Here is a 24,878-nt window from a genome sequence, read left to right as displayed (position 1 = left end):
GGCGTCGGACGAAAAGCTCTGGCCGTAATGAACGGCCTGCGACGTCAGATCCTAGACGATTCGACCCCAAAGGTCGTATTCACCCGCCTCGTCCACCTCAACGGTCACAATGTCACCGATGTTCAGCGCGTCATGGCCCGTGTCGATGAACAGATTGCCGTCGATTTCGGGCGCGTCGGCCCAGGTGCGGCAGGTGGCGGCGTCTGCGTCGATTTCATCAACGATCACTTCCAGACGCTTGCCCACTTTTGCGGCCAGTTTCGCCTCGGAAATCGCCTGGGCCTTGGCCATGAACCGATCCCAACGATCCTGTTTCACCTCGGGTGCCACATGATCGGGCAGGGCGTTTGACCGCGCACCATCGACATTTTCATACTGAAAACAGCCGACGCGATCCAACTGCGCCTCGTCCAGCCAATCCAGCAGGGTCTGAAACTCGGCTTCGGTTTCGCCGGGATACCCGACGATGAACGTACTGCGCAGGGTGATATCGGGGCAGGTGGCGCGCCAGGCGGCGATTTCGTCCAGCGTGCGTGCCGCGGCGGCAGGGCGGGCCATGCGGCGCAAGACGTCCGGGTGGGCGTGTTGAAACGGAATATCCAGATAAGGCAGGACCCCGTTCGCCGGGTCGGCCATCAGCGGAATCAGATCGCGCACATGGGGGTAAGGATACACATAATGTAGCCGCACCCATGCCCCAAGTGATCCGAGATCGCGCGCCAGATCGGTAATATGGGCGCGGTGGCCCCTGTCGGTTGCGTGTTTGATATCAACGCCATACGCACTGGTATCCTGCGAAATCACCAACAGTTCGCGCACGCCCGCCGTGACCAGACGCTCGGCCTCGCGAATGACCGCATGGGCGGGCCGGCTGACCAGACGCCCGCGCATGTCGGGGATGATGCAGAACTTGCATTTGTGATTACAGCCTTCAGAGATTTTCAGGTAACTGTAATGGCGCGGGGTCAGCGACACACCCGTGGCGGGCAACAAATCAATGAACGGATCCGGGCTGGGCGGGACGGCGGCATGGACGGCATCCAGCACCCGTTCATATTGGTGCGGTCCGGTCACGGCCAAAACCCGTGGATGCGCGCCGGTGATATAATCAGGCTCGGCCCCCAAACACCCGGTCACGATCACCCGGCCATTTTCGGCCAACGCTTCGCCAATTGCCTCAAGCGATTCGGCCTTGGCGGAATCGAGAAATCCACAGGTGTTGACGATCACCGCATCGGCGCCGGAATAATCGGGCGAAATGCCGTATCCTTCGGCGCGCAACCGGGTCAAAATCCGTTCACTATCGACCAATGCCTTGGGACAGCCCAGCGACACCATGCCGATGGTCGGTTGTCCGGCGCGCGCGCCATTGCCCAGACGGGCAGCGGGGGCAAGATCGGGGCGAAGGTTTGGGGGATTCTGAGCCATCCTTGCCCCATACACCGCCGCGTGCGTCAGGCAAACACTTCTTGCATTTTCTTGCTGAAAATATCCAATTCCACCGTTTCATGGCGCGCAGCGGGCCATGGTGGAAGAGCGGCGATTGGCCCCTATATAAAGCTGAGCATAGACAGGAGACGCCAATGTTTCTTTTTCAAAAGAAAACCACCGATATGGTCGCACCAGATGCGGCCTTGCCCGGACGTGCCGCGTCCATCCCGACCGCGAAAACCCATTTCGTGTTTGACCGGCCCCTGACTGACGATGTGCCGCCGGGGATGGAACAGGCGATGTTTGGCATGGGCTGTTTCTGGGGCGTGGAGCGGATGTTCTGGAAACTGCCGGGCGTCCATCTGACCATGGCGGGGTATGCCGGCGGGTATACGCCGAATGCCACCTATGATGAGGTTTGTTCGGGAAAAACCGGCCACAACGAAGTGGTCCGGATAATCTATGACCCCAGCGTGATTTCCTATGATGAGCTGCTGCGGGTATTCTGGGAAGGGCATGATCCAACCCAGGGGATGCGCCAGGGCAACGACCGCGGCACACAGTATCGGTCTGGCATTTATACCTATGACGATGCGCAGGCCGCCGCCGCCAAGGCGAGCCGTGATCGGTTTGCCCCACAATTGCGCGATGCCGGATACGGAACGATCACAACCGAAATATTGCCAGCGCCGCCATTCTATTTTGCCGAAGGCTATCATCAGCAATATCTGGCAAAAAATCCCGGCGGGTATTGTGGCATCGGCGGTACCGGCGTGTCGTGCCCCATAGGAACCGGCGTATCGGGGTAAGTGGAAAAGGGGGGCTGTCTGCCCCCCCGGCCTTCGGCCTCCCCCCGAGGATATTTTAAAAACAGAAATGGCGGCGATTGACCCTTGGCTTTTCGACGCGTAATCGACCCTGATATGGATCGGAGGCGAAGATGCCCACATTTACTGCCCTAACCACCCTTGCAGATGGCCAGAAAGCCCAAGCCATGGCCGACGCCATGGAGGAAATGGAGCCCGCGCCCGACGGTGTCGGCGTGTTTGAGATGGAAGACGGATCGGGCCTGTGGGAGGTTGGCGGTTATTTCACGCAAGCCCCAGATGATATCGCGCTGAGCCTGCTTTCGGCGGCTTATGGCGCGAAACCCTTCGCGATCAGCGAATTGCCCGAAACCGATTGGGTGGCCAAGGTGCGGCGCGAACTGGTGCCGGTGCAGGCGGGGCGATTTTTTGTTTATGGGAGTCATGATGCCGATCAGGTGCCGCCCGATGCTGTGGCGCTGTTGATCGAGGCCGCGATGGCGTTTGGTACGGGGCATCACGGCACCACATTGGGCTGTCTGCGCGCGCTGGACAGGTTGATGACGGACGGATTTGAGGCACGGAATGTGGCCGATATCGGCTGTGGCACAGCGGTTTTGGCAATGGCCGCGGCAAAGGTCTGGCCACGCAGCGTGATGGCCAGCGATATTGACCCGGTCGCGGTGGAAGTTGCCGTTGCCAATGCCGCCGTAAATGGCTTGGCTGACAAGTTGATTTGTGTCGAGGCGGCGGGGTTTGATCACCCGACGTTGCGTGATGGCGCGCCCTTTGATCTGGTATTTGCCAACATCCTGATGGGGCCGTTGATTGATCTGGCACCATCGGTCGCAGAGCACACGGCACCGGGTGGATTTGTGATTCTGTCTGGTATCCTGATTGAACAGGCAGAAGATGTGATTGCCGCCTACGTCCAGAGCGGTTTTGCCTTGCATCACCGCGAAGATATCGGGGAGTGGACGACGCTCACACTGCAGCGATGAGGCGTGGACAGGGCGGATTATTTGTCGAATTTGCCCCAGCCCTCTGATTTTTTGCCATCTTTGTAACGTTAACTTGCTGTTGAAAAGAAACCGCCACGGGACGCCGGAACTGGGATATGTTTTACTTCTTGGACCTGTCGCGCTTTCGTTCCGCCCCAAGTGTTCGTTTAGGCCACCTTTCGTTCGAAAGTGACGGGGCTTTTCCAGCCGAGTGCTGAGTGACGTCGTCGCGGGTTATAGAACCCGTTGACTTATTCGGAGATCGCCATTTCAGCCTGCCTTCGCGTTTCCCATGACCGCCGCCATATCAGCTCGGCCTTGATCGTTTTGGAGAATGTCTCGACGGCGGCGTTGAAGCTCCTATAGTCGTCAAGTGGTTGCTTGAGCGACTTTTGGCACGCAAAGCTGGCTGTAGGGGCAGGACCCATTGAACTGCACCGCGCCAATGCGGATCGGTGGCGGCAGGCGAACTATCTGGTGCAGGTGATGGTTGTCTTGATGAACCACGCGCGCCTGGTTGGATTTCTCAAGAAAGAGCATGGCAACCCGGCCAAAGACATCCCGCTGTTTAAGCAGGAAAGCGAAGGCTGTGAACCCTGGCCGGATGATGTGCGGGTCGAGTTTGAAGCGGCTGCAACGGCACGCTCTCGGTTGGTCTATGAATTGTGCATTGGTACGGGCCAGCGAACCGGTGACGTGGTGCAAATTCGCTGGGGCCATATCAAGTGCAAGGCCTATGACTTCACCTAGGGCAAGACCGACAAACCCTTGTGGATACCATTGACGGATGGGCTCAAGGCTTATCTGGCGACTGTCGAGAAAAAGGGCCTGACACTCATTATCGACAAGGCGGTCCGCCCCGTTCGCTATCGCACTGTGGCCGAAGAAATGCGCAGCGTGAAGGCCGCAATGGAACATCCAGACGCGGCTAAATACGTCACCCACGGGCTGCGCAAGAACGCGACAATCGAACTCTATCAGTCAGGTTGCGACGACGAGATGGTGAAGGCTGTGACTGGTCACTCTGGTGTCGAGATGCTGAAAAAATATGGAGGAAAGGTCCGCCAGCGCGAATTGGCAACGCGGGCACAAGATGCCCGGAATCGCTTTGAACAGAACAAGAAGGAAACATGAATGTTTCAACACGTGTTTCAAAAATCAGACGCAAGGAGCGTAGCTATGACGCAAGTCATTGAAAACATTGGAGGCGAGTACCGGAATCGAACCGGTGTACACGGATTTGCAATCCGGAAAATTTTGTTGATTTCAAAGGGAAAAATTGTAAACGGACTTGTTTCGTTCAGGGTCACTTTTCAATAGGTTACGAGGCCCAAGTAAACGGTTTTTCACAGGCTCTTGCTCTGGCGAAAGGGCAAAGAAAAACCGCTGAGGGGGCGGCCACCCACCTCAACGGCATAGAAGAATATTTCCGTCCCAATACCTACGGCATTTTCGGTCTGACCTCAACCCAATTGGAGGTGAGATCATGAGCTGGCGTATCGCAAATGAATGCGCCGAGCGCCGCTTTGGCAGCGCCGCGCGCAAGCAGATCATCATGTTCCTGGCCGACAAGGCGAGCGATGACGGCTCGGGGATCTGGTGCTCCAAGGGGACGATCCAGCGCCACACAGAGCTCAGCGAGAGCACGGTGAAGCGCACCATCATCGACTTTCTGCGTGAAGGCATCTTGATGGAGACGGGGCGGCGGCACTGCAAGAACGGCTATACGGTCATTTACCGTATCGTTCTGGAGCGCGTGGCCGCGCTCGAACCCACGGCCGAGCCCGACATTGAGACGGGGGTCACTGTGAACCCCGTCCAGCCTGAACCCGGTACGGGGTCCACGGTGAACGGGGTACGGGGTTCACGGTGGACCCCAAACCATCCTAAAACCATCCATAAACCACCTACGCGCAGGCGCGAGGCGGCGGAGGAGGTTGAAGATCTTGAAACTGAGAAGATCTTGGCGGCCTATCCCGAGGACAGGATCCGAGACCGGCGGACCAGTCTGCGTTTGATCGCAGCGGCTGCGATGGCCGGAGTGACACCCGATGACCTTCTGCAGGCGGTCAAAGCCTATGCCAAGGAAAGCGAAGGCTATACGCGCAGCAAGGTTTGTTTCTCGGACAATTGGTTCAAGATGCGCCGATGGGAGAAGGGGCTTGCCCAAATCCAGGTCGACCGCGAGAAGGCGCGAGAGGCCGAAGCCAAAGGTCGTGCGAGCCTCGCCGAATGGATCCACGAGCGCCATCCCTTGTGCCGCCACATCACCAACCGGCAGATCGAGGACTTAATTGCATCGAAGCTGGTGACGCCTGAGCAGGTTCGAGCTGCGGGGCTGCAGGCATGAGTGCGGCTCGATTGTTACGCTATGGCGTAAAAATTGAATATTTACGTTGCAGCGTAATTTGTTTTGATTTACGCTATGCCGTAAAAGGAGCCGCATCATGGACCTCACAGCACGAACGGCCGAGCAGATCGGCGAAGCACTTCGCCGGACGCGCAAAGCGCGCGGCTGGACCCAAAGCGATATCAGCGCGCGCACGAATTTACGCGTCGCGACGATTTCGTCGCTCGAGAATGGCGACGCGGGAGCGAAGCTCGCCACAGTGCTCGCTGTCATGGCGGCACTTGGGCTTGAGTTCCGATTGGTGGAGCGCGGTGGCTCGCTTGAGATTGAGGATATCTTCTGATGGCCAAACACGGGCGTAGTGGCACGATGCAAGTGCTTCTGAACGGACGGTTGGTGGGGGCTTTGCGTCTCGCTGGTTCAGGCGCGATCAGCTTTACCTATGATCCGGAATGGTTGGCATGGGAACATGCCATGCCTATCTCGCTTTCGCTGCCTTTGCGTGAAGAGGCACACCAGGGCGGCCCCGTAATCGCCTACTTGGAAAACCTGCTGCCGGACAATCAGGCGATACGAGAGCGCGTTGCCGCACGGGTGCGTGCAGGCGGCACGGACGCATGGCACATGCTGGAGAAGATCGGCCGCGATTGTGTGGGGGCCTTGCAGTTCGTTTCGGGTGAGATCCCCGAGGTTGGCGTGCTCGAGGGCGAGCCCGTTTCTGAGGCACAGATTGCGGATATGTTACGCAACCTCGCAAGTGCTCCGCTCGGCCTGGATGAGGAAGACGACTTCCGCATCTCTATCGCAGGGGCGCAGGAGAAAACGGCGCTGCTACGCCACGAGGGCGCGTGGATCCGTCCATCGGGGCTCACCCCAACAACTCATATCCTCAAGACGCAGCTTGGCGTTCTGCCCGCAGGGATCGATTTGTCTGACAGCGTCGAGAACGAATTTTTCTGCATGAGCTTTTGCCGCGCCATGGGCATGGATGTGGCGGAGGTCGAGATTGCCGACTTCGAAAACGTGCGAAGCCTTGTCGTGACGCGGTTCGATCGGCGCTGGACCAAGGATGGTCGCTTGATCCGCCTCCCGCAGGAAGACTTTTGTCAGGCGCTCTCGGTCCCACCCAGTCAAAAGTACCAAATGGATGGCGGGCCGGGGATCACCGAAGGGGTCGGGTTGCTGAAGGGCAGTGATGACCCCGAGCTGGATCAGCGCGCCTTCTTCCGCGCGCAGGTGCTGTTTTGGCTCCTGGGAGCGACGGACGGGCACGCCAAGAATTTCAGCATCGCTTTGCGCCCTGGTGGTTTCCTTATGACCCCACTTTATGACGTCCTGAGCGCCCAGAAAGCGGTGGATGACGGTCAAATCCGCCAGAAACGGATGCGTCTCGCGATGGCGGTCGACGGACACTACCGGATCAATGAGGTCGTGCCGCGCCATTTCCTGCAGGCTGCGAAGACGGCGGGCTACGGTGTGGCGTTGGCGGAAGAAGTCTTGTCGAACATCGCGTCAGAGCTTGAACCCGCCTTGGACAAGACACTCGCAGACCTGCCGGATGGGTTTCCACAGCCTTTGGCGGAAGCCATTGCCGCTGGCATACGACGCCGGGCGATTGCCTTTCATGCCGTATGACCCACAGATCATATTTCCACTTTATGATCGATAGATCATAGCTTCAAAGCTGATGAGGCCTGAGCAGGTGCGCGCGAGGGGCTGCAGGCGTGAGTGAAGAGATGATCGCAGGCGATGCGGTTTGGCTCGGAATTCGAGGTCGTTCCGTCGCGAGAAGTTTAACCAGCCTCGGAAGATCTTCATTTTGTGAACGAAGCATTGCTTGAATTTACGTTTATTTCGTTTATTTTGAATATTGCGAATGGGACGCAAGATCCCATCGTAGGAAAAGGAGAGAACTCATGATGATGCAAGCAAAAGAAGCGTTCGCAGAACGTTTGCCGGATCAGGTTGAAATTGAAAATGCTGACAGTCTTCGCCGCATCCTTGCCTCGCAAGTGAACGGTGATGAGGCGGTTGAGCTGAGTCTGGCATTCGGCGAGAAGCAGATTGAACCTGTGACGTTGGCTCCAGCCCTCGCGGCATCATTGATGGAGCTATTGCGGTTGGTTTCAAGCGGCAGAGGGTTTCGGATGATCCCTGTGGATGCGGAGCTGACGACCCAGCAAGCGGCCGATTTGTTGAACGTATCTCGCCCACACCTGGTGAAACTTCTAGAAGACGGGGAAATCGCCTTCTTCAAAACAGGTCGCCATCGCCGTGTGAAAGCAGCAGATCTGTTTGAATACAAAAAGAAACGCGACACTGATCGTTCTGACGCACTGTCTGACCTCGCGGCAATGGACATGGAGAACGATCTTTTATGAGTGACTATGCCGATCGTTTCACGGCACTGATTGACGCAAATGTTCTGGCGTGCGCGATGCGCAGAAACATAATCTTGTCGCTGGCCGAGGCCGGATTTTTCCGGCCCCGGTGGAGCGATAGAATTATGGATGAGACTGCCGGTGCAATAGCCAAGATTACTAAGGGCAGGGCTGACACTAACAAGCAGCGTTCAGCAATGGAGCGCGCTTTCCCCGAAGCATGCGTTACTGGGTATGCTGGGCTTGAATCCGGTCTGGAGTTGCCTGATCCTGATGACCGCCATGTTCTTGCTGCGGCAATCACGACATCCGCTCAGGTAATTGTGACGGAAAACCTTAAGGATTACCCAAGCGAAGCACTCGCGCCTTTTGACATCGATGCAATCTCGGCCGACGAGTGTATTTCTGATGCAATCGAACTTGACCCACTCGCAGCTGTAGTTGCCCTGAGGAAAATGCGTGAGCGGCTCAAAAATCCTGATATGGACGCCGAAGCATTATTGCAGCGGATCAAGGCTCGAGAACTATTTCAAAGCGCTGAAATTTTGCACCAATACGTAGAGCTACTGTAGCCGGAATGTGGGGCGATTTGAGATAAGGATATTCATATCTCAAAAACACCCCGTGTTTCTGAGGTTAGGATACCGCTGCTTCTGGCGTTCGACCGGCTTTGGGGCGCGGATCTGCCATTTAATGCTTCCTTTGCGTAACATTGTGCTGCTCAATGTAATGCAGAGATAACATAAAATGTGGCTTGAGCGGGAGCGTAGGGTTGTCGTTTTACAGAGCAAAAATTGACATTAATGTTTTCTCATCGTAACATACAGCCGCTTAGTGTCACTTGGAGGTATCATTGTGGCTGTTCCGATCAAAATGCCTAGGGCGGCGCGTAAGGAGCTCGTGACACTTGGGGAAAACATTCGTGTTGCGAGACTGCGCCGCAAACTGACCGCCGAGATTGTCGCGCAGCGCGCTGGCACAACGCGGCAGACCATCGCCAAGATCGAAAGCGGCAACCCCGCAGTCAAGATCGGCACTTACGTGGCCGTGTTGCAGGCGCTTGGCCTTCTGAAGGGATGGGGGGATCTCGATGACCCGGTCGGCGAGCAGATGGCCCTGGATGACCTCCCGCAGCGTGCGAGACTGAAAAATGGTTGAGGTCTGGATCGACTGGAAGGGGCTGAAACGGGTTGGCACGCTTCACCGCACAGCGGGGCGCGGCCGAGAGCGGGTATCCTTTACCTATCATGACGACTGGCTAGCCGACGAAAATGCCTTCGGGCTTTCGCCAAACATGCCTCTCGTTAAAGGGCAATTCGTGCCGGAAGCTGGGCAGGATATGCTTGCACCGCTTGGGGATTCTGCCCCAGATACCTGGGGTAGAACGGTCATGCGGCGCTATGAGGGGCGCATGGCAGAGGCCGAGGGACGACGTCCGAGAGTGCTGCAAGAAACCGACTACCTGCTTGGGGTGAATGACGAAACCCGTTTGGGTGCGCTGCGCTTCAGGGTTGATGGCGAGTTCCAAGCGCGCGAAGGCATCGGCGTGCCTGCGCTCGTGAGCCTCGGGGATTTGCTTCATGCGTCTCAGCGCGTTCTGCGCGGGGAGGAGACCGCTGAGGACCTCAAGATGCTGTTTGCACCGGGAAGCTCGCTAGGTGGCGCACGGCCGAAGGCCAGCATCCTTGACCAGCACGGACGTCTTTCTGTCGCCAAGTTCCCGAAAGAGACGGATACCTATTGCGTGGAACGCTGGGAAGCAGTCGCTTTGGAACTGGCAAGACGCGCCGGAATTACGGTTTCAGATCACACGCTTGAGATGGTTGACGACAAGCCGGTTTTCTTGTCCCATCGGTTTGACCGGAACGATGACTGCAGGATCCCGTTCATCTCTGCCATGGCGATGCTGGGCGGCAAAGACGGCGAAAGCTACAGCTATTTGGACCTAGCCGATATTATCACTTCCGAAAGCGTGACGCCCGACCGAGATCGCGAGGAACTCTACCGGCGGGTGGCCTTTTCCATTCTCGTCACGAACCTCGATGACCATATGCGCAATCACGGATTTCTGCGAGGGCGTGGCGGCTGGCACCTCTCACCGGTCTACGACATCAACCCTGTGCCGAACCAACCACGCGTGCTCAAAAGCTACGTTGATGACGACAACCCGGATGCCAGTATCGCCCTGCACCGCGCACAACATGAATCCTATCTTCTCGAACGCAAGGAGGCAGATCACATCATCGCTGAGGTAGCCGAAGCGACGATGGCTTGGCGTGACGTTGCCCATACATTGGGCGCTCCGGAGCGCGAGATCAGGGAGATGGCAACAGCCTTCGAGCACGAGGAAGCGGATCTGGCGCGAGCGTGAACTGGGGCCGCTGTTGAATTGGATTGACCGAAAGCCGTTTGTGCGGAACTTACGCTCACAGGGCGCTCAGGTGGTGTCTTGTTTGCGAGCAGCCATGTCGCGTCAAGAAGCCGTGGGTGAGAGGGCTGAAAAATGAGCCCAAGCCATATTCAGCTGATTCCGACCCCAGAGCTCGCGCTTCTCTTCGGCTACAGTGAGCCGAGCGCGTCCTTCTATGACTTCTGCCGTAGGACGGGTATCGCTCCGGTGCCAGGGCGGCGCGGGTGGTATGACCCGAAACTCATCCGCGCGCGATTGGATGCTGTTCAGGGCATTAGCGCGGCAGAACGCGAGGCCACTTCGCAACCGAGCCTCGTTGCACAGCGGAGAGCGCGCCGTGCCCAGAAGTAACCTCACCAAGGGCGTCCACCGTGTCCGGCGCAAGGTCGTGTCCGGTGTTCGCTACCATTTCTATGCTTGGCGGGGTGGCCCCAAATTTTGGGAAGGGACGGACCCGAACCCCAAAGAGCCCGAATTCTTCCATGCGTTTTCACAGTGCGGTACTCCTGTGAGCCCGGCTGAATATCTGACGACTCACTTGGTCGACGATTTTCTGTCCAGTGCGTCCCTGCCTAAAGCTGAGCGTTCAAAGGCTGATATCCGCAAATGGCTGGAACTGTTTCGCGAAGAGTTCGGTGCAGATCCTGTCGCGATGTTCGAAGAGCGCGCCTCGCGCGGCGAGGTTAATAATTGGCGCAAGAAGTGGCTTCATTCGCCCAAGCAGCACGATATGGCGGGCACCCATGCGACGCGCGTCCTCAATTGGGCGGTGGAAGAGGGGAAGCTGAAAGAGCATCACTGTCACAAGCTCAAGAAGCTCTACCAATCGAACCGCACAGAAATCATCTGGACGAGTGGCGACATCGCCCAGTTCAACAAATTTGCGCCGAAATGGGTGCAGAGGATCCTGACCGCAGGATGCGAAACCGGTTTGCGAGCTGCTGATCTGGTTCAGGTCAAGATGGACCAATTCGAAGACACGCCGCACGGCAAGCGCCTTCGTTTCAGGACCAGTAAGCGCGGCCAGATCGCATATATCCCTGCCACATCAGCCCTTGAGAAATTGATCGCAGAGACGCTGGAAGGCCAAGAGGTGTTGCTGGTGTCAGAGCTTGGCAGGCCTTTGACGGCCCGTTGGGCATCAAACCAGATCACCAAGTGGCGGCGCGAAGCTCAGATCCCCCCTTGGATCGACGGCAGGGAGAAGACTCTGTCTGATACGCGCGGGACGGCGGCGACAAGATTGCTAAATGCCGATCTGTCTTTGCGCCAGATTGCGGTGCTGATGGGGTGGTCGGTTCGCTACGCGGCGCAGGTAATCGAGCATTATGCGCAGGTTAGCCCGGACGAAAGCGATGCGGTTTTGCGCAAGCTCAATCGAGCAAAATCACTGTCTCAAGACACAAAAATGTAAATGCCCCTGTAAACGCGGGGCCTCAAACACGGCAAGGAGTGATGTAAGTGATTGTTTTTAAATGGAGGCGAGTACCGGAATCGAACCGGTGTACACGGATTTGCAATCCGCTGCGTAACCACTCCGCCAACTCGCCGACGACCCTGGGTCCGGGTTATAGTGCGCTCTATATCACGCGCGCGGCGCGTTGCAAGGGTGCGTGTGCGCAACCTGTTGCCCAGTGCCACAAATCGTGTCAAACCAAGTTCAACCCAGAACGAACGGATGAGTTTAGTCCATGAACGATTTCACCAGACGCCGCACCATGATGGTTGATACACAAATCCGTCCGTCGGATGTTACGAAATTCCCGATCATCAATGCGATGTTGACGGTTCCACGTGAGGCATTCGTGCCAAACGCGAAACGCGAGGCGGCCTATGTCGGTGAGCATATCGATGTGGGGGGCGGCCGGGTTATTCTGGATCCGCGGATTCTGGCGAAAATGCTTGATGCGCTGGATCTGAATCCCGGCGAGTTGGTGTTGGATCTTGGCTGTGGCTATGGATATTCGTCGGCAATCTTGTCGCGGTTGGCCGAGGCGGTGGTTGCCATTGAGGAAGACCCCTCCATGGCGCAGGACGCTGCGGGCGCATTGTCGGATGCGGGTGCTGATAATGTTGCCGTCATCGAAGGGCCACTGATTGACGGATCGCCAAAACATGGACCGTATGATGCAATCATCATACAGGGCGGGGTTGAACAGGTGCCCCAGGCCATTCTTGAGCAACTGAATGAAGGGGGCCGCATTGCCTGTCTGTTTCAGGATGGGGCGTCAGGTGTGTGCCGGATTGGGTATAAGGTGGATGGGCAAATGTCCTGGCGTTATGCCTTTGACGCCACTGCGCCTGTCTTGCCCGGATTTGACCGGGCGCTGGCCTTTCAACTTTAAACACGCCGTTGGGGCAAGGGATGCCAAAATGAGAATGAATCGGATTGCAGCAGGCTTGGTGTCGTTATCGGTGCTTGCCACGGGTATTTTCGCGCCAACGTTATCGCGTGCAGAGACATTGACCGATGCGTTGATCGGCGCCTATCGCCACAGCGGACTGCTGGAACAAAATCGCGCCACCTTGCGTGCCGCTGACGAGGATGTGGCGCAGGCGGTTTCAACCTTGCGCCCGGTTATCTCGTATCTGGGCACCTCGACCTATAACTATTCCTGGACCACCGGATCGGGCCAGCTGAACAGCAACCTGAGCCTGTCCCTGCAACAGCTTTTGTTTGATTTCGGGGCATCGCGATTGGCCATCGAGGCGGCCAAGGAAACGGTTCTGGCCACGCGTGAGGCGCTGATCGGCGTTGAAATGCAGGTGTTGTTCAATGCCGTCGATGCGTTTTTAAGCGTGCGCAACAGTTCGGCGCAGGTCAATTTGCGGCAAAGCAACGTGCGCCTGATTCAACAGGAATTGCGCGCCGCGCGGGATCGGTTTGAAGTGGGCGAAGTGACCCGCACCGATGTGGCCATCGCCGAATCGCGCCTGGCGGCGTCACAGGCGGGCCTTGCGGCCGCGATCGGCAATCTGGCCCAGGCGCGCGAGGCGTATCGTCTGGCCGTGGGGCGGTATCCCGGTGATCTGAGTGCGCCGCCAACCCCGCCAAAGACCGCGCGCACCCTTGACGATGCAACAGCTGTTGCCCGTCGCACTCATCCGGAGATTCGGCGCGCCATGCGGTTGGTCACAGTGGCTGAATTGAACATTGCACGCGCCGAATCGGCGATGAAACCCAGGTTGACCCTGCAGGGGCAGATCGGGGTCGATGAAGACCTCAACAATACGTCGTCTCTTGGGCTTCGGTTGGGGGGGACAATTTATCAGGGCGGGGCGCTGTCATCGGCGATGCGTCAGGCCCAGGCTCGCCGCGATGGCGTTCGGGCCACCCTGCATCAAACCCGCCATGCAGTCGATCAGAACGTCGGCAATGCCTGGGCCTTTCTGGCCGTCGCGCAGGCCAGCTTGCAAGCCAGCCAAGAGCAGGTGCGCGCCTCGACCGTGGCATTTCGCGGGGTGCAGGAAGAGGCAACATTGGGCGCGCGCACCACTCTGGATGTGCTGAACGCCGAACAAGAGCTGTTGGATGCACGGGCCGCCCAGATTACGGCAGAAACAGACCGGGTCTTGTCGGTGTACAGCTTGTTGTCGGCCATGGGTCTGCTGACGGTTGAACATCTGGGCTTGGGAATTGTCACATATGATCCGGCGGCGTATTATAACGCTGTGCGCGACGCGCCGACGCGGTTTGTCAGCCCGCAGGGTGAAAAACTGGACCGTGTGTTGAAGTCTTTGGGCAAAAACTAAGCGCAGCTGGTTGGTTTTTGAGCCGACTAACGGCTTCGAAACCATTTGGTTGTTCAATCGGTTGTGCGAACAGGCCACAAGGTTTACACTTGGACCCGGAGCAGCAGAGGCAGAACAATGTCCGACCCCGTGACGAATGTGGAAATCGAAGACGTATTATCCTCGATCCGGCGATTGGTTTCGGTGGATACCTCCCGTGCGCGGCGCAAACCTGATGCGCAAGGGCAGGGGGGCGCGCCGCGAAAGTCGGATAACAAGCTGGTGCTGACCGATGATTTGCGCATCCCGCCAACCCCAGAACTGGTCAGCGCGGCACAGTTGAAAGATCTGGCACAGGATTACACACAGACCCTTGAACGGCGCATTGCCGAACTTGAGGCCGCGGTAACCGCCCAGGCAAACGAATATGAACCCGATGGCAGCGAAGACACGTCGCAACATCGACCGACCAAAGTGCTGTTTCAACCTACCGAAGGTCTGGCGAATGACGACACGTCCGGGTTGGATGTGCTGGTCAGCGAAATGATGGAAGAGGCCGACAGCGCCGGCGATGATCAGGAGGCTGCAAAAGCCCCTTCACCGGACGCAACTGCACAAAAACAAGACCGGGCCACCACAGCCCCGGAAGAGGCCCACGTGGCCCATGGGCAAATGTGGTCTGACGAGAGCGTGACCGTTTCAACGGCCCGGTCAACGCCAGAAGATACGGTGCAGGTTCTGGAAGCGGAACATCACCGCAAGGAAGCGACTGCCAAGCCCGAGCAGGAATTTGTGTTTTCCAGTGATGATAAGATCATTGATGAAGAGACACTGCGCGACATGGTGGCCGAAATCGTGCGCGATGAGCTTCAGGGCGCGCTGGGAGAACGGATCACCCGCAACGTACGCAAATTGGTACGCCGCGAAATCATGCGCGCGATTTCGATCAGAGATTTCGAATAGATTTGCCTGATCGGCAGTATCGCGGTTATCAAACGACATAATCGGCGAACGCGGCGCGATGGCCACTCATTGCCCTGTCTGGGATCGTTCGGTCCTGGATGCTTTGATCAGCGGTGTAATCCGCCCCCTCAGACCGCAAAAAACGCGCCACACTTGGGCGCGTCATTGCAAACCGGATCAGTGGGATCAGGCGGCTTCTGCTTGCGCGGCGTTGCGACGTTCGCTTTCTTCGCGCGATAGTGCGACCGAGGTGCGTACACCCTTGGATACGAAATCCATCAGGCCCGATACGACACGTTCGTTCGGGTCGATCCCCGCGCATGACAACACTTCGCGCCCGTCGCGCGACCGCGCCCAACGGGCGATCTGCTCGGGGCCATTGCCATATTTCTTGTCGTCGGCAATTGCATCATCCAATGCGGCCAACACCACTGCGGCAAAAAGTTTGCGCGCCCGGTTACCCTGCTCGTGATTAAAAGCTGTTCCATCAACGAAATCTGACATCCCGTCCTCATTCTTGCACTTGTGTTTTCGGCTTAGGTGCCCTTATGGACGCTAACAGACCGATTCTGTCTCTCTCATTTGGAATGGCACCTATGCGTACAGTGCATAGCGTGAACAATTCCTCCCTAATTGGGTGCCTTGTCAGCACACCGTACTCAAGATATAGTGCCTCCCACCTTTCTATCAACCTTTTGCCATGGTTTTGCCTCAATGCCCAAAATTAACGGAAACGAAATTCGCCCCGGAAACGTTCTGGAGCATAACGGCGGCCTTTGGGCAGCCGTGAAGGTGGACCATGTAAAGCCCGGAAAGGGCGGCGCCTTTGCTCAGGTCGAACTTCGCAATCTTCGTAACGGTTCAAAGCTTAATGAACGGTTTCGTTCCGCCGATAAGGTTGAAAAAGTGCGTCTTGAGCAGAAAGATCAGCAATTTCTGTATGAATCCGATGGCATGTTGGTGTTTATGGACGCCGAAACATACGAACAAATCGAATTGCCCGCCGATCTTTTGGGTGAACGCCGCCCGTTCTTGCAGGATGGCATGACAATCCTGGTCGAATTCTATGACGAAGAGGCGCTGAATGCGACCTTGCCGCAAAAGGTGACCTGCAAGGTTGTTGAAACCGAACCGGTCGTCAAAGGCCAGACCGCCGCCAACAGTTTCAAGCCTGCTATCCTGGATAACGGGGTCAAGGTGATGGTGCCGCCCTTCGTGGGTCAGGATGAAGATATCATCGTGAACACCGAAACCATGGAATACGCCGAACGCGCCTGATCCATCGGCAAAACACAAAAAACCCGGCCAAAGCGCCGGGTTTTCTGGTTTTTGATTGCTGTTGGGTCAGACGAATTCGAAGTGATCGATCGTAAGGTCCGCAATTTCGATATCTTCCAGCGTTACGCTTTGACTAAGGTTGCCCAACACCATCGGATCGGCCCCTGCGTCATAGACGATGACGGTGTTGCCATCGGCCTCGTAGACTGTGAATTCGGACAGGATCGTGTCCATGGTCACGTCGCCTTCCCAGCCGCCATCCCATTCAAAGCGCAGGATATCTTCGTCGACATCGAAATCGGTGATCGTGTCATGGCTGCGGTAATTTCCGCCATAATCCTCGCTGACAAAGAACACGAACGTGTCGGCATCGCGGCCACCTTCCAGGATGTCATTGCCCAGGCCGCCGATAATAACATCACGGTCTGCGCCGCCGTCGATGGTGTCGTTCCCATCTCCGCCGTTGATTGTATCGTTGTTCTGCCCGCCGTTGATCTTGTCGTGGCCATGACCGCCATTGATCACGTCGTTGCCCTTGCTGCCGCTCAGGATGTCATTTCCATAGCCGCCATTCACGGTGTCATTGCCAGACCCGGCATAAACCGTGTCATTACCAGAACCGCCATAGACAAAATCATTGCCGCTGCCCGCAGCGATCCAATCGTTGCCTGATCCGCCGTCGATGAAATCATTGCCATCGCCACCGGTGATACGGTCGTGATTGGTGCCGCCATAGATTTCATCGTCGCCGCCGCCACCATTGATGGTGTCTTTGCCATAAGATCCATAAACCTTGTCGTCACCCGATCCGGCATCAAGCCGGTCATCGCCGCTGCCGCCGAATATGGTGTCGTTTCCTGACCCGCCGGCGACAATGTCATTGCCCGAACCTGAATTGATGAAATCGTGGCCCGATCCGCCGTACATCTTGTCTGACCCACTACCAGAAAACATGGTGTCATTGCCGCTGCCGCCTGCAACGCGGTTGTTGCCGTTGCCGGCCGAGATGTAATCATCGCCATAGCCACCGGAAATCGTGTCATTGCCCGAAAGCGCATAAATTCTGTCATCGCCGCGGCCACCGGAAACGCGGTTGTTCCCGCCCGAGGCTTTGATCAGATCATTGCCGTCACCGCCGTTCATCACATCGTTGCCCATGCCGGCGGTCATGTAATCGTTGCCAGCGCCACCGTGCAGCGTGTTATGGCCCGATCCGCCATACAGGTGATCATCGCCTTCGCCGCCAACCAGAATGTCGTTTCCGTGCTTGCCATAGATCGTATCGTTGCCGTCCAGGCCGACAAGAAAGTCATTGAAGTTGGTTCCGAAGATTTTATCGTTAAGAACTGTGCCTACTTTTTTCGCCATTTTAAGTGCTCGCCCTTTATAAATGCGCCAAAATGCGATGCGAACGGTGCGTCTTGTTTTCCAATCACCGCTTGGGGTGCATCATTGATAACCGGATCGGTCACTTTGCAGCACAGCGGCCTGCGAAGGTGTTTGACTGACGTGGTCAACACATAAAATGATCGGAAAATTAGGCTTAATTTTGGCGGGTGTTGGACTTCATTCGCACATTCCCGGGGGATTAATGTGTCAGATGGCGGGCGGTTCTCCATCCCAGATCAGCGTGGCCTGATCGGCGTGCAAATCGCCCGTGGCGCGATCAAATCTGAGATAGGCAATCGCACGATCGCCCGATTGGGTGAATAACGTGCCTGCGGGTTTGCCTTCGCGGGTGATTGGTGTTCCGACAGGGGCCGCGCCGGTGATCGCCACCGTGGTCAGACCCTTTTTCAGCGAGGTCTTGTGTTTCATGCGGGCGTTTATCTCCTGACCCACATAGCAACCTTTGCGAAAATCGATGCCATTCAGCCGTTCAAACCCGGCCTCAAGCAGATAGGTGTCATTCGCAATAAGTTCGATCCCGGCGGCGGGAATGCAATGGGCAACGCGCAGGGCGTCGTAATCGGTGTCATCACTGCTGAACCCGGGGCCATAGCCGCGCCAGCCAAGGGCCGGATGGCGTGGGTCCGTCAGGGCGCCATCGGGCGCAGGCCCGGTGCCACGGGCAACAGGCAGGTCAATTTCATCCAGGCCAATCTTGCGGCGCAACCGATACATCATCAACCGGCGCGCAAGATCATCAAACAGGGCGGCGGGGGCATCAATGTGCAGCGTGCCTTCCTGTACGAACATGAAGAAATCGCACAGGTATTTACCCTGCGGCGTCAACAGCGCGGCGTATCGCAACACGCCGGGATCACGCGGCACATCATTGCTGACCAGCCCTTGCAGAAAATCATGGGCCTCATCGCCCGAAATCGCCAGAATGCGCCTTGGATCATCGCTCATCTATTCGCCCTCCGTTTTGCGGTATATAGGCAGGGACAGTTGCAATGACCATGGCTTGATATGTCGGCCCCCCTCACCATCGTGATTCCCACCCTGAATGCCGCGCCCGCATTGGCCGAGTGTGCGCGTGCCCTGATGCCCGGTGTTGCGGCGGGTTTGATCCGTGGGCTGGTGGTGTCTGATGGCGGGTCAACCGATGACACGGTCGTTGTCGCAGAACGGTTGGGCGCGGTGATTGTGACCGGCCCGCCGGGGCGGGGTGGCCAGATCGCGAGCGGGGTCGCAGCGGCGCAAACGCCTTGGGTGTTGATCCTGCATGCCGATTCATGGCCGGGGGCAGGGTGGGTTGAGGCGGCCGAGGCACATATGGCCGCCCATCCGCAGGCGGCGGGGTGGTTTCACCTGTCATTCCGGGCGCAGGGTGTGGCGCCGCGTCTTGTGGCGGGCTGGGCCAATCTGCGCTCGCGCCTTGGGCTGCCGTATGGCGATCAGGGGCTGTTGGTTGCGCGGGCGACATTGCACGAAGTGGGCGGCGTGCCACCCCAGCCGTTGATGGAGGATGTGGCGCTGGCGCGGGCGCTGCGGGGGCGATTGCGCGGGTTGAACGCCCCAATCCATACCAGTGCCGAACGGTACGAAACCGGCGGTTGGGTACGCCGGGGCGCGCGCAACCTATTGACATTGTGTCGTTATCTCGCCGGGGTATCGCCGGAAAGATTGGCGCAGGATTATCGCAAACCCTAACTGTGTTTCTTGTCAAACTGAAGCCGGTGCAGCCGGGCATAAACGCCGCCCTGGGCCAGCAATTCATCATGGCTGCCCTGTTCCACCACTTGGCCACGATCCATCACCACGATCAGATCGGCGTTGCGAATGGTGGCCAGACGATGGGCGATCACCAAGGTGGTGCGCCCCTGGCTCAACCGCTCCAGCGCGCCTTGAATCACCGCTTCGGATTGGGCATCAAGGGCCGATGTTGCCTCATCCAGCAACAGGATCGGCGTGTCGCGCAACAGGGCGCGGGCAATTGCCACCCGTTGCCGTTGCCCCCCCGAAAGGTTTGATCCCCGCGGCCCTGCGGGGCTGTCCAACCCTTGGGGCAGGTTTGGCAGAAAATCGGCGACATGGGCCGCATCCAATACCTCTGCCAACCGGGCCTCATCCACATCCGTGCGCCCCAAAAGGATGTTTTCACGCAAGGTTTCATCAAACAACAGCGCATCCTGTGTTACCGTTGAAAACAGCCCGCGCAATGTGGCCAGGTTCAGTGCGCCAACCGGCACGTCGCCCAGACACACCTGGCCTGATTGCGGCTCGATCAGACGTGTCAACACATTAAAAACGGTGCTTTTTCCGGCCCCCGATGCACCGACCAATGCGGTGGTCTTGCCTGCGGGTGCGGTGAAACTCAGCCCGTTCAAAACCAGCGTGTCGTCATAGGAAAAGTTGACATCGCGCAGCACGACATCGGCCTGTGCGGCGGCCACGGTGGCGGGTGCCGCAGGCGATGTGATGCCGGGCCGCATATCAAAAATCGCATATAACCGCTCTAACGACGCGGCGGCGATCTGGAAAATCCCGGCCAGTGATCCAAGCCGGCGCAAGGGTTGGAAGGCCAAGGCCATCGCGGTGAAAAACGACATGAATTCGCCCACCGTCTTGTCGCCTTCGATAATTTCGCGCCCGCCCAGGATCAGCACGCCAAAAAAACCAACGCCGGTCATGATATCGATCAGACCGGGCAACATGGATTGCCCGGCGGTGGTTTTCACGTTCACGGTGACGATGTCATCGACCACCCGGCGGAACCGGCCCAGTTGATAGGCCTCCATCCCGTTCAATTTCACCTCGCGGATCCCATGAAAAATCTCGTCGAGCCGGGTAGAGCGGTTGGTGGCCGCATCGCGCATCTGCCCGGTTTTGCGCCGCACATAGCGTTGCAGCGCAACCGAGGGCAGGATCAACAGCGGCACGCCGATCAGCGCGGTCACTGTCCAAACCCAATCCACCCAAAGCGCCACCATGAACAGCGATGTCAGCGCCACAATATCACGGCCCACCCCCTGAATCAGCACCTGCCAGACGTTTTGCACCGCCAGGGTGTCGCCCTGCACCCGTTCGATCAGGGCGCCGGGGGAATTGTTTTGAAAATAGGGGGTGTCGAGCGTCATCATATGGCCCAACAGATCCACCTGCATGGCCGTGCTGGACAGTTGCGCGACCTTGACCATCAACACCCGTTGAAACACGCCGGTAAAGGCGCGCACCAGAAACAGCGCCAGAATGGCAAAGCCAACCCACCACATCGCCTGAACATTGCCATCGACGAACACCAGATCAAACATCGGCTGCAACATATAGCTGAGCAATCCAACGGTAGAGCCTTCGATCACCATCAGGGTCAGCGCCAGCGCGATGGTGGGCCAATGGCGGGCCACGTATTCATGCCACAACCGGCCCATCAGGGCGCGTGACGCTTGGCTGTTGCGAAGTTTTGGCATGGGCGCAATCCTTTGATTGCTGCGTAGCTAGCGGCTTGGCCCTCAAGATGAAAGAGTGCTGGTTGTGGTTTGGGGTTCCTGTTGAAACCTGGGCGGGTATATCAGGGGCGTCATGTCTGCTGTCAAAGATGCCCGATGTCGCAAACCGTATCCATCGCCCCCTATGCCAGCCGCCATCCCGCCCGGGTGGCGATGGCGATGACCGGCCTTTTGGCGATCTTTACCTATGGGTTTTGCATTTTTGACGGGCGGCCTGACGATGCCGTGCTGTGCACCGCCCTGGCAGTTCTGGCGGCCAGCGGCGCGGGGTTGATCACTGGTGACAGGATCGGGTTGCGCCCCGGGCTGTGGGCCAACCCGCAACGGTGGAGCATCGGGATCAGCAACGCGGTTTATTTTGGCGTCTATATGTATGCGCTGAATGCACAACCGGGCATGGATGATCGCGCCATCCGGGTGTGGATGGCTGCGGGTTTGATTTTTGGCCTGGTGATGATGGTGATGGCCAAACCCACCCATTCCACGCTTGATGCGCAGTTCACACGCTTGGGGAATTTTCGGCAGGACGGTGGTTTTGGCTGGATGCATTGGGCGCATCCGGTGTTTGGGGGCGTGGTGGCGGTGGTGTGTCTGAACGCGATTGCCGGATCAACAGGGGGATTGCGCGCGCAGGCCCTGTATCTGGCGGTGCTTTTGGCGGTGGGGGCCGGTGGGCCACTGTATTATCGGCCCCGCCCCGATGCCCCGGATACGGCGGTTTGGCGGGTGCTGCGGGTGCTGAATATCGGTGCATTCCTGAGCCTGATCTGGTTTTGGTCCACTGTTGCGTGAATGCCCGCACAGCAGAGATTGACCGCCGCGCATTGGCACCCTAATTCTGCGTCCAATCATCAGGAGCCGCCCATGACCCTTGCCAACGGACGCCATTACCTTGCCATTCCCGGCCCATCGGTCATGCCTGACCGGGTGCTGAACGCGATGCACCGCGCCGCGCCCAACATTTACGAGGGCGAACTGGTCGAAATGATGCCCGGCATCGTCGCCGACCTGAAGGCCATCGCCCGCACCACGGCCCAATGCGCCATCTATATCAGCAACGGGCACGGCGCCTGGGAGGCGGCCCTGTCCAACGTCGTGTCACCGGGCGACCGGGTTCTGGTTCTGGCCACCGGGCGGTTCGCCTATGGCTGGAGCGAGGTTGCCAGCAGCCTGGGCGCCGAGTGTGACATCATCGATTACGGCAAACGCGCGCCCATCGACATGGCGCAGGTCGCCGAGGCACTGGCCGCCGATACCGATCACCGGATCAAGGCGGTGATGGCGGTGCAGGTCGATACCTCAACCTCGGTACGCAGTGATATTGCCGCCCTGCGCACCACCATGGATGACGCGGGCCATCCGGCATTGTTGATGGTCGATTGCATCGCCAGCCTGGCCTGCGATGATTTTCGCATGGATGAGTGGGGCGTCGATGTGATGGTGGCGGCCTGTCAAAAGGGGCTGATGGTGCCACCCGGCCTGGGGTTTGTGTTTTTCAACGACAAGGCGGATCGTGTGCGCGAAACCGTGAAGCGCGTCAGCCACTATTGGGATTGGCGCCCGCGTGGCTTTGAAGAGCCGGGCGCGCTGTGGCGCTATTTCGATGGCACGGCTCCGACCCATCATCTGTATGGCCTGCGCGCATCGCTTGATATGATTGGCGAGGAAGGGTTTGAAAACGTACTGGACCGGCACGCGACCCTGGCGCGCGCCATCTGGGCCGCGTTTGAAACCTGGGGCAGGGATGGCCCGTTGGAGTTGAATATCAAAGATCGCGCGCTGCGCAGTCACGCGGTGACATCCCTGCGCATTGGCGCGCCCTATGGCGATCAACTGCGGGATTGGACCATTGCAAATGCCGGTGTCACCCTGGGCATCGGATTGGGCATGGTTGAGGCCAATGATCGTGGCACAGCAGGGTTTTTCCGGGTGGGTCATATGGGCCATGTCAATGCGCATATGGTGTTGGGCATGTTGTCCAGTATCGATGCCGGGCTGAAAGCGCTGGGCATCCCCCATGGCAAAGGCGCATTGGACGCGGCCAGCACGGTATGTGCTGCAGCGGCGAAGTCGCGCTGACGCGCGGCCTGCGGCGCGGATATTTGAAGCAAGAAAAAGCGCAGAGTCGCGTTTTTCCTTGCTTCTGACCGTTAAAATCGGCGGTTTTGGCCCCTAGGATGCCTGTGAATAGATCGCCTGTACCCCATCATGGGCATCATAGACCCGCGCCAGCAACCGGGTCAGCGGCCGGCCCTCGGGGCGGATGGTGATGCTGTCTGCGTCGCGCGTCAGCACAACGCCGTAGGTTTCAAATAATTTGTCGTGGTCTTTGGCCAAAGTTTCGACCACCGCGCCGAATTCGCGTTCAAGGCGGGGCAGGTCAATGCGAAAATCACACATGATCATCTCGATCACCCGGGCGCGCAGTTTGTCATCGGCGGTGTGGGTGTGGCCCCGGTGGGCCGCCAGCTGTCCGGCGGTAATCCGGTCAGTATAGGCCGGCGTCGCGGCGGCGTTTTGCAGGAACCCTTGGGGAAATTGCGAAATCGACGAGGCACCAAGACCGATCAGCGTTGGGCAGGTGTCGTTCGTATACCCCTGAAAGTTACGGCGCAAATGGCCGCTGTGGCGGGCCCGGGCAAGTGTGTCGGACGGGCGCGCGAAATGATCAATCCCGATGGCATCAAATCCATCAGCGACAAACCGTTCGGCGGCCTGACAGGCCAACTCATACCGCGCCACATCCCCCGGAAGCGAATCGGTGGGAATAAGCGTCTGGCGTTTTGCCATATGCGGCACATGGGCATATCCAAACAGCGCCACGCGATCGGGGCGCAGGCCGAGCACCTGATTCAGCGTCGCCTCAAACCGGGCGGGGGTTTGATGGGGCAGCCCATAGACCAGATCAGCATTCAACGAGGCCACACCCGCCGCGCGCAACATGTTTACGCAGGCTTGGGTTGTGTCAAAGCTTTGTTCACGGCCAATGGCGGCCTGAACCGACGGATCGAAATCCTGAATCCCGATGCTGGCGCGGTTCATTCCCTGTTCGGCCAACATATCGATTTTCGCCTGATCCACCAATGTCGGGTCGATTTCCACCGAAAATTCCAGATCTTTGGTTGGGGGGAATACATCCATCACCGCCCGGGTCAGGGTGCGAATCATATCCGGCGGCAGGATCGTGGGGGTTCCGCCACCCCAATGCAGCCGCCCCATACGCAGCCCTTTGGGCAACAGCGGGCGCAACAGTTCCAGTTCGGTCAGAAGGGTGGCAAGATACCGTTCCACCGGTGCAAGGGATGTGGTGCCCTGGGTGCGGCAGGCGCAAAACCAGCACAGCCGTTCGCAAAACGGGATGTGAACATAAACCGATACCGGAATGTCCGGGTTCAGTTGCGCCAGCCATTCGGCCTGTTGCGCGACACCTGTGTCGCGCGAAAACACCGTGGCAGGCGGATAGCTGGTATAGCGCGGCACGCGCGCATCGAACAGCCCGAGGGCTCTGAGATCAATCGTTTCCATGGCCCCTTATCGCCGCTGGTTCGGGGCGTGACGTTGATCTAGCGCAAACAGAAACGTCTTGGCGCAATTTTTCGTGGACCTACCGATTTGCCGCGGTGCATCGCCA

24 protein-coding genes, 1 tRNA gene and 2 pseudogenes are annotated in these 24,878 nt (G+C 58.1%); 19 read left to right on the top strand and 8 right to left on the bottom strand.

The annotated features are described in order from the left end of the window. Positions 1-51: 51 nt before the first annotated feature. Complete coding sequence (gene rimO / locus C8265_RS04765; protein ID WP_108482827.1) at positions 52-1,428, bottom strand: 30S ribosomal protein S12 methylthiotransferase RimO; 1,377 nt, start codon at positions 1,426-1,428, stop codon at positions 52-54. A gap of 155 nt (positions 1,429-1,583) precedes the next feature. On the opposite strand from rimO, the gene msrA reads away from it, so the two are divergent. Further along, positions 1,584-2,240, top strand: coding sequence for a peptide-methionine (S)-S-oxide reductase MsrA (msrA, locus tag C8265_RS04760; RefSeq protein WP_108482826.1), 657 nt, complete (start codon positions 1,584-1,586; stop codon positions 2,238-2,240). Between the two features lie 131 nt (positions 2,241-2,371). Continuing rightward, positions 2,372-3,238, top strand: a complete 867-nt coding sequence (locus C8265_RS04755) for a 50S ribosomal protein L11 methyltransferase (protein WP_108482825.1) — start codon at positions 2,372-2,374, stop codon at positions 3,236-3,238. A gap of 167 nt (positions 3,239-3,405) precedes the next feature. Here the strand turns inward: C8265_RS04755 and C8265_RS19630 are convergent. After that, positions 3,406-3,591: pseudogene (locus C8265_RS19630) on the bottom strand (integrase core domain-containing protein); the annotation flags it as partial. Positions 3,592-3,619: 28 nt separating this feature from the next. On the opposite strand from C8265_RS19630, the gene C8265_RS19685 reads away from it, so the two are divergent. The 10 genes and pseudogenes from C8265_RS19685 (at position 3,620) to C8265_RS04705 (ending at position 11,793) form a co-directional block, all read left to right on the top strand. Next, a complete protein-coding gene (locus C8265_RS19685) occupies positions 3,620-3,988 on the top strand; it encodes a site-specific integrase (protein ID WP_240610990.1) in 369 nt (122 codons plus the stop codon). Between the two features lie 15 nt (positions 3,989-4,003). Next, positions 4,004-4,372 (top strand): annotated as a pseudogene (locus C8265_RS19680) (tyrosine-type recombinase/integrase); the annotation flags it as partial. Between the two features lie 352 nt (positions 4,373-4,724). Beyond that, positions 4,725-5,588: a hypothetical protein gene (locus tag C8265_RS04740; protein WP_108482823.1), complete on the top strand. Its 864-nt coding sequence runs from the start codon at positions 4,725-4,727 to the stop codon at positions 5,586-5,588. 97 nt (positions 5,589-5,685) lie between these two features. Then, positions 5,686-5,931 (top strand): helix-turn-helix domain-containing protein, encoded by a 246-nt coding sequence (locus C8265_RS04735; protein WP_025059995.1) that lies wholly within the window; start codon positions 5,686-5,688, stop codon positions 5,929-5,931. Further along, positions 5,931-7,223, top strand: a complete 1,293-nt coding sequence (locus C8265_RS04730; RefSeq protein WP_108482822.1) for a type II toxin-antitoxin system HipA family toxin — start codon at positions 5,931-5,933, stop codon at positions 7,221-7,223. The genes C8265_RS04735 and C8265_RS04730 overlap by 1 nt, the downstream gene beginning before the upstream one ends. 281 nt (positions 7,224-7,504) lie before the next feature. Then, a complete protein-coding gene (locus C8265_RS04725) occupies positions 7,505-7,969 on the top strand; it encodes a helix-turn-helix domain-containing protein (protein ID WP_096789485.1) in 465 nt (154 codons plus the stop codon). Then, positions 7,966-8,541 carry a PIN domain-containing protein gene (locus C8265_RS04720; RefSeq protein ID WP_108482821.1) on the top strand — a complete coding sequence of 192 codons (576 nt, stop codon included), beginning with the start codon at positions 7,966-7,968 and terminating at the stop codon, positions 8,539-8,541. The genes C8265_RS04725 and C8265_RS04720 overlap by 4 nt, the downstream gene beginning before the upstream one ends. 283 nt (positions 8,542-8,824) lie before the next feature. Then, positions 8,825-9,127 carry a helix-turn-helix transcriptional regulator gene (locus C8265_RS04715; protein WP_240610978.1) on the top strand — a complete coding sequence of 101 codons (303 nt, stop codon included), beginning with the start codon at positions 8,825-8,827 and terminating at the stop codon, positions 9,125-9,127. Next, complete coding sequence (locus C8265_RS04710) at positions 9,120-10,340, top strand: type II toxin-antitoxin system HipA family toxin (protein WP_108482820.1); 1,221 nt, start codon at positions 9,120-9,122, stop codon at positions 10,338-10,340. Before C8265_RS04715 ends, C8265_RS04710 begins: the two co-directional genes overlap by 8 nt. 376 nt (positions 10,341-10,716) lie before the next feature. Then, complete coding sequence (locus C8265_RS04705; RefSeq protein ID WP_108482985.1) at positions 10,717-11,793, top strand: tyrosine-type recombinase/integrase; 1,077 nt, start codon at positions 10,717-10,719, stop codon at positions 11,791-11,793. A 62-nt stretch (positions 11,794-11,855) separates the two neighbouring features. Here the strand turns inward: C8265_RS04705 and C8265_RS04700 are convergent. After that, positions 11,856-11,929 (bottom strand) — tRNA-Cys (locus C8265_RS04700). Between the two features lie 141 nt (positions 11,930-12,070). Here C8265_RS04700 and C8265_RS04695 point away from each other — a divergent pair. The 3 genes from C8265_RS04695 (at position 12,071) to C8265_RS04685 (ending at position 15,074) form a co-directional block, all read left to right on the top strand. After that, complete coding sequence (locus C8265_RS04695; RefSeq protein ID WP_108482819.1) at positions 12,071-12,724, top strand: protein-L-isoaspartate O-methyltransferase family protein; 654 nt, start codon at positions 12,071-12,073, stop codon at positions 12,722-12,724. Positions 12,725-12,752: 28 nt separating this feature from the next. Continuing rightward, positions 12,753-14,132, top strand: coding sequence for a TolC family outer membrane protein (locus C8265_RS04690; protein ID WP_108482818.1), 1,380 nt, complete (start codon positions 12,753-12,755; stop codon positions 14,130-14,132). 117 nt (positions 14,133-14,249) lie between these two features. Next, positions 14,250-15,074: a hypothetical protein gene (locus C8265_RS04685; protein WP_108482817.1), complete on the top strand. Its 825-nt coding sequence runs from the start codon at positions 14,250-14,252 to the stop codon at positions 15,072-15,074. Between the two features lie 186 nt (positions 15,075-15,260). On the opposite strand, the gene C8265_RS04680 is transcribed toward C8265_RS04685, so the two are convergent. Beyond that, complete coding sequence (locus C8265_RS04680; protein WP_108482816.1) at positions 15,261-15,578, bottom strand: DUF6280 family protein; 318 nt, start codon at positions 15,576-15,578, stop codon at positions 15,261-15,263. 210 nt (positions 15,579-15,788) lie between these two features. Here C8265_RS04680 and efp point away from each other — a divergent pair, with 210 nt between their 5' ends. Next, positions 15,789-16,352: an elongation factor P gene (gene efp / locus C8265_RS04675; protein ID WP_108482815.1), complete on the top strand. Its 564-nt coding sequence runs from the start codon at positions 15,789-15,791 to the stop codon at positions 16,350-16,352. Positions 16,353-16,418: 66 nt separating this feature from the next. On the opposite strand, the gene C8265_RS04670 is transcribed toward efp, so the two are convergent. Both C8265_RS04670 and ygfZ read right to left on the bottom strand, forming a co-directional pair. Next, on the bottom strand, positions 16,419-17,720 hold the full coding sequence (locus C8265_RS04670; protein ID WP_108482814.1) for a calcium-binding protein: 1,302 nt from the start codon (positions 17,718-17,720) through the stop codon (positions 16,419-16,421). Between the two features lie 228 nt (positions 17,721-17,948). Next, positions 17,949-18,707, bottom strand: coding sequence for a CAF17-like 4Fe-4S cluster assembly/insertion protein YgfZ (gene ygfZ / locus C8265_RS04665; protein WP_108482813.1), 759 nt, complete (start codon positions 18,705-18,707; stop codon positions 17,949-17,951). A 60-nt stretch (positions 18,708-18,767) separates the two neighbouring features. On the opposite strand from ygfZ, the gene C8265_RS04660 reads away from it, so the two are divergent. Beyond that, on the top strand, positions 18,768-19,451 hold the full coding sequence (locus C8265_RS04660; protein ID WP_108482812.1) for a glycosyltransferase: 684 nt from the start codon (positions 18,768-18,770) through the stop codon (positions 19,449-19,451). Here C8265_RS04660 and C8265_RS04655 read toward each other — a convergent pair. Continuing rightward, positions 19,448-21,208 (bottom strand): ABC transporter ATP-binding protein, encoded by a 1,761-nt coding sequence (locus C8265_RS04655; RefSeq protein WP_108482811.1) that lies wholly within the window; start codon positions 21,206-21,208, stop codon positions 19,448-19,450. The two genes, C8265_RS04660 and C8265_RS04655, sit on opposite strands and share 4 nt — an antisense overlap. A gap of 135 nt (positions 21,209-21,343) precedes the next feature. Here C8265_RS04655 and C8265_RS04650 point away from each other — a divergent pair, with 135 nt between their 5' ends. Both C8265_RS04650 and C8265_RS04645 read left to right on the top strand, forming a co-directional pair. Then, positions 21,344-22,039, top strand: coding sequence for a hypothetical protein (locus tag C8265_RS04650; protein ID WP_108482810.1), 696 nt, complete (start codon positions 21,344-21,346; stop codon positions 22,037-22,039). Between the two features lie 72 nt (positions 22,040-22,111). Beyond that, a complete protein-coding gene (locus tag C8265_RS04645) occupies positions 22,112-23,326 on the top strand; it encodes a pyridoxal-phosphate-dependent aminotransferase family protein (RefSeq protein ID WP_108482809.1) in 1,215 nt (404 codons plus the stop codon). A 93-nt stretch (positions 23,327-23,419) separates the two neighbouring features. On the opposite strand, the gene hemN is transcribed toward C8265_RS04645, so the two are convergent. After that, entirely contained in the window at positions 23,420-24,772 is a 1,353-nt protein-coding gene (gene hemN, locus C8265_RS04640; RefSeq protein WP_108482808.1) for an oxygen-independent coproporphyrinogen III oxidase, read from the bottom strand. Between the last annotated feature and the right edge of the window lie 106 nt (positions 24,773-24,878).

The sequence above is a fragment of the Oceaniglobus ichthyenteri genome (assembly GCF_003057885.1).
Classification (GTDB): Bacteria; Pseudomonadota; Alphaproteobacteria; order Rhodobacterales; family Rhodobacteraceae; genus Oceaniglobus; species Oceaniglobus ichthyenteri.
The sequence above is the reverse complement of the archived record's forward strand: the minus strand, read 5'-3'. Positions and strand labels throughout refer to the sequence as shown.

Excerpts from the sequence above, each read along its gene's own strand:
- C8265_RS04720 (WP_108482821.1), top strand. The coding sequence starts at position 7,966 with ATGAGTGACTATGCCGATCGTTTCACGGCACTGATTGACGCAAATGTT.
- C8265_RS04680 (WP_108482816.1), bottom strand. The coding sequence starts at position 15,578 with ATGTCAGATTTCGTTGATGGAACAGCTTTTAATCACGAGCAGGGTAAC.
- C8265_RS04735 (WP_025059995.1), top strand. The coding sequence starts at position 5,686 with ATGGACCTCACAGCACGAACGGCCGAGCAGATCGGCGAAGCACTTCGC.
- C8265_RS04670 (WP_108482814.1), bottom strand. The coding sequence starts at position 17,720 with ATGGCGAAAAAAGTAGGCACAGTTCTTAACGATAAAATCTTCGGAACC.
- C8265_RS04710 (WP_108482820.1), top strand. The coding sequence starts at position 9,120 with ATGGTTGAGGTCTGGATCGACTGGAAGGGGCTGAAACGGGTTGGCACG.
- C8265_RS04645 (WP_108482809.1), top strand. The coding sequence starts at position 22,112 with ATGACCCTTGCCAACGGACGCCATTACCTTGCCATTCCCGGCCCATCG.
- C8265_RS04725 (WP_096789485.1), top strand. The coding sequence starts at position 7,505 with ATGATGATGCAAGCAAAAGAAGCGTTCGCAGAACGTTTGCCGGATCAG.
- C8265_RS04695 (WP_108482819.1), top strand. The coding sequence starts at position 12,071 with ATGAACGATTTCACCAGACGCCGCACCATGATGGTTGATACACAAATC.
- C8265_RS04655 (WP_108482811.1), bottom strand. The coding sequence starts at position 21,208 with ATGCCAAAACTTCGCAACAGCCAAGCGTCACGCGCCCTGATGGGCCGG.
- C8265_RS04755 (WP_108482825.1), top strand. The coding sequence starts at position 2,372 with ATGCCCACATTTACTGCCCTAACCACCCTTGCAGATGGCCAGAAAGCC.
- C8265_RS04690 (WP_108482818.1), top strand. The coding sequence starts at position 12,753 with ATGAGAATGAATCGGATTGCAGCAGGCTTGGTGTCGTTATCGGTGCTT.
- C8265_RS04660 (WP_108482812.1), top strand. The coding sequence starts at position 18,768 with ATGTCGGCCCCCCTCACCATCGTGATTCCCACCCTGAATGCCGCGCCC.
- rimO (WP_108482827.1), bottom strand. The coding sequence starts at position 1,428 with ATGGCTCAGAATCCCCCAAACCTTCGCCCCGATCTTGCCCCCGCTGCC.
- ygfZ (WP_108482813.1), bottom strand. The coding sequence starts at position 18,707 with ATGAGCGATGATCCAAGGCGCATTCTGGCGATTTCGGGCGATGAGGCC.
- C8265_RS04730 (WP_108482822.1), top strand. The coding sequence starts at position 5,931 with ATGGCCAAACACGGGCGTAGTGGCACGATGCAAGTGCTTCTGAACGGA.
- msrA (WP_108482826.1), top strand. The coding sequence starts at position 1,584 with ATGTTTCTTTTTCAAAAGAAAACCACCGATATGGTCGCACCAGATGCG.
- C8265_RS04685 (WP_108482817.1), top strand. The coding sequence starts at position 14,250 with ATGTCCGACCCCGTGACGAATGTGGAAATCGAAGACGTATTATCCTCG.
- C8265_RS04650 (WP_108482810.1), top strand. The coding sequence starts at position 21,344 with ATGTCGCAAACCGTATCCATCGCCCCCTATGCCAGCCGCCATCCCGCC.
- C8265_RS04740 (WP_108482823.1), top strand. The coding sequence starts at position 4,725 with ATGAGCTGGCGTATCGCAAATGAATGCGCCGAGCGCCGCTTTGGCAGC.
- hemN (WP_108482808.1), bottom strand. The coding sequence starts at position 24,772 with ATGGAAACGATTGATCTCAGAGCCCTCGGGCTGTTCGATGCGCGCGTG.
- efp (WP_108482815.1), top strand. The coding sequence starts at position 15,789 with ATGCCCAAAATTAACGGAAACGAAATTCGCCCCGGAAACGTTCTGGAG.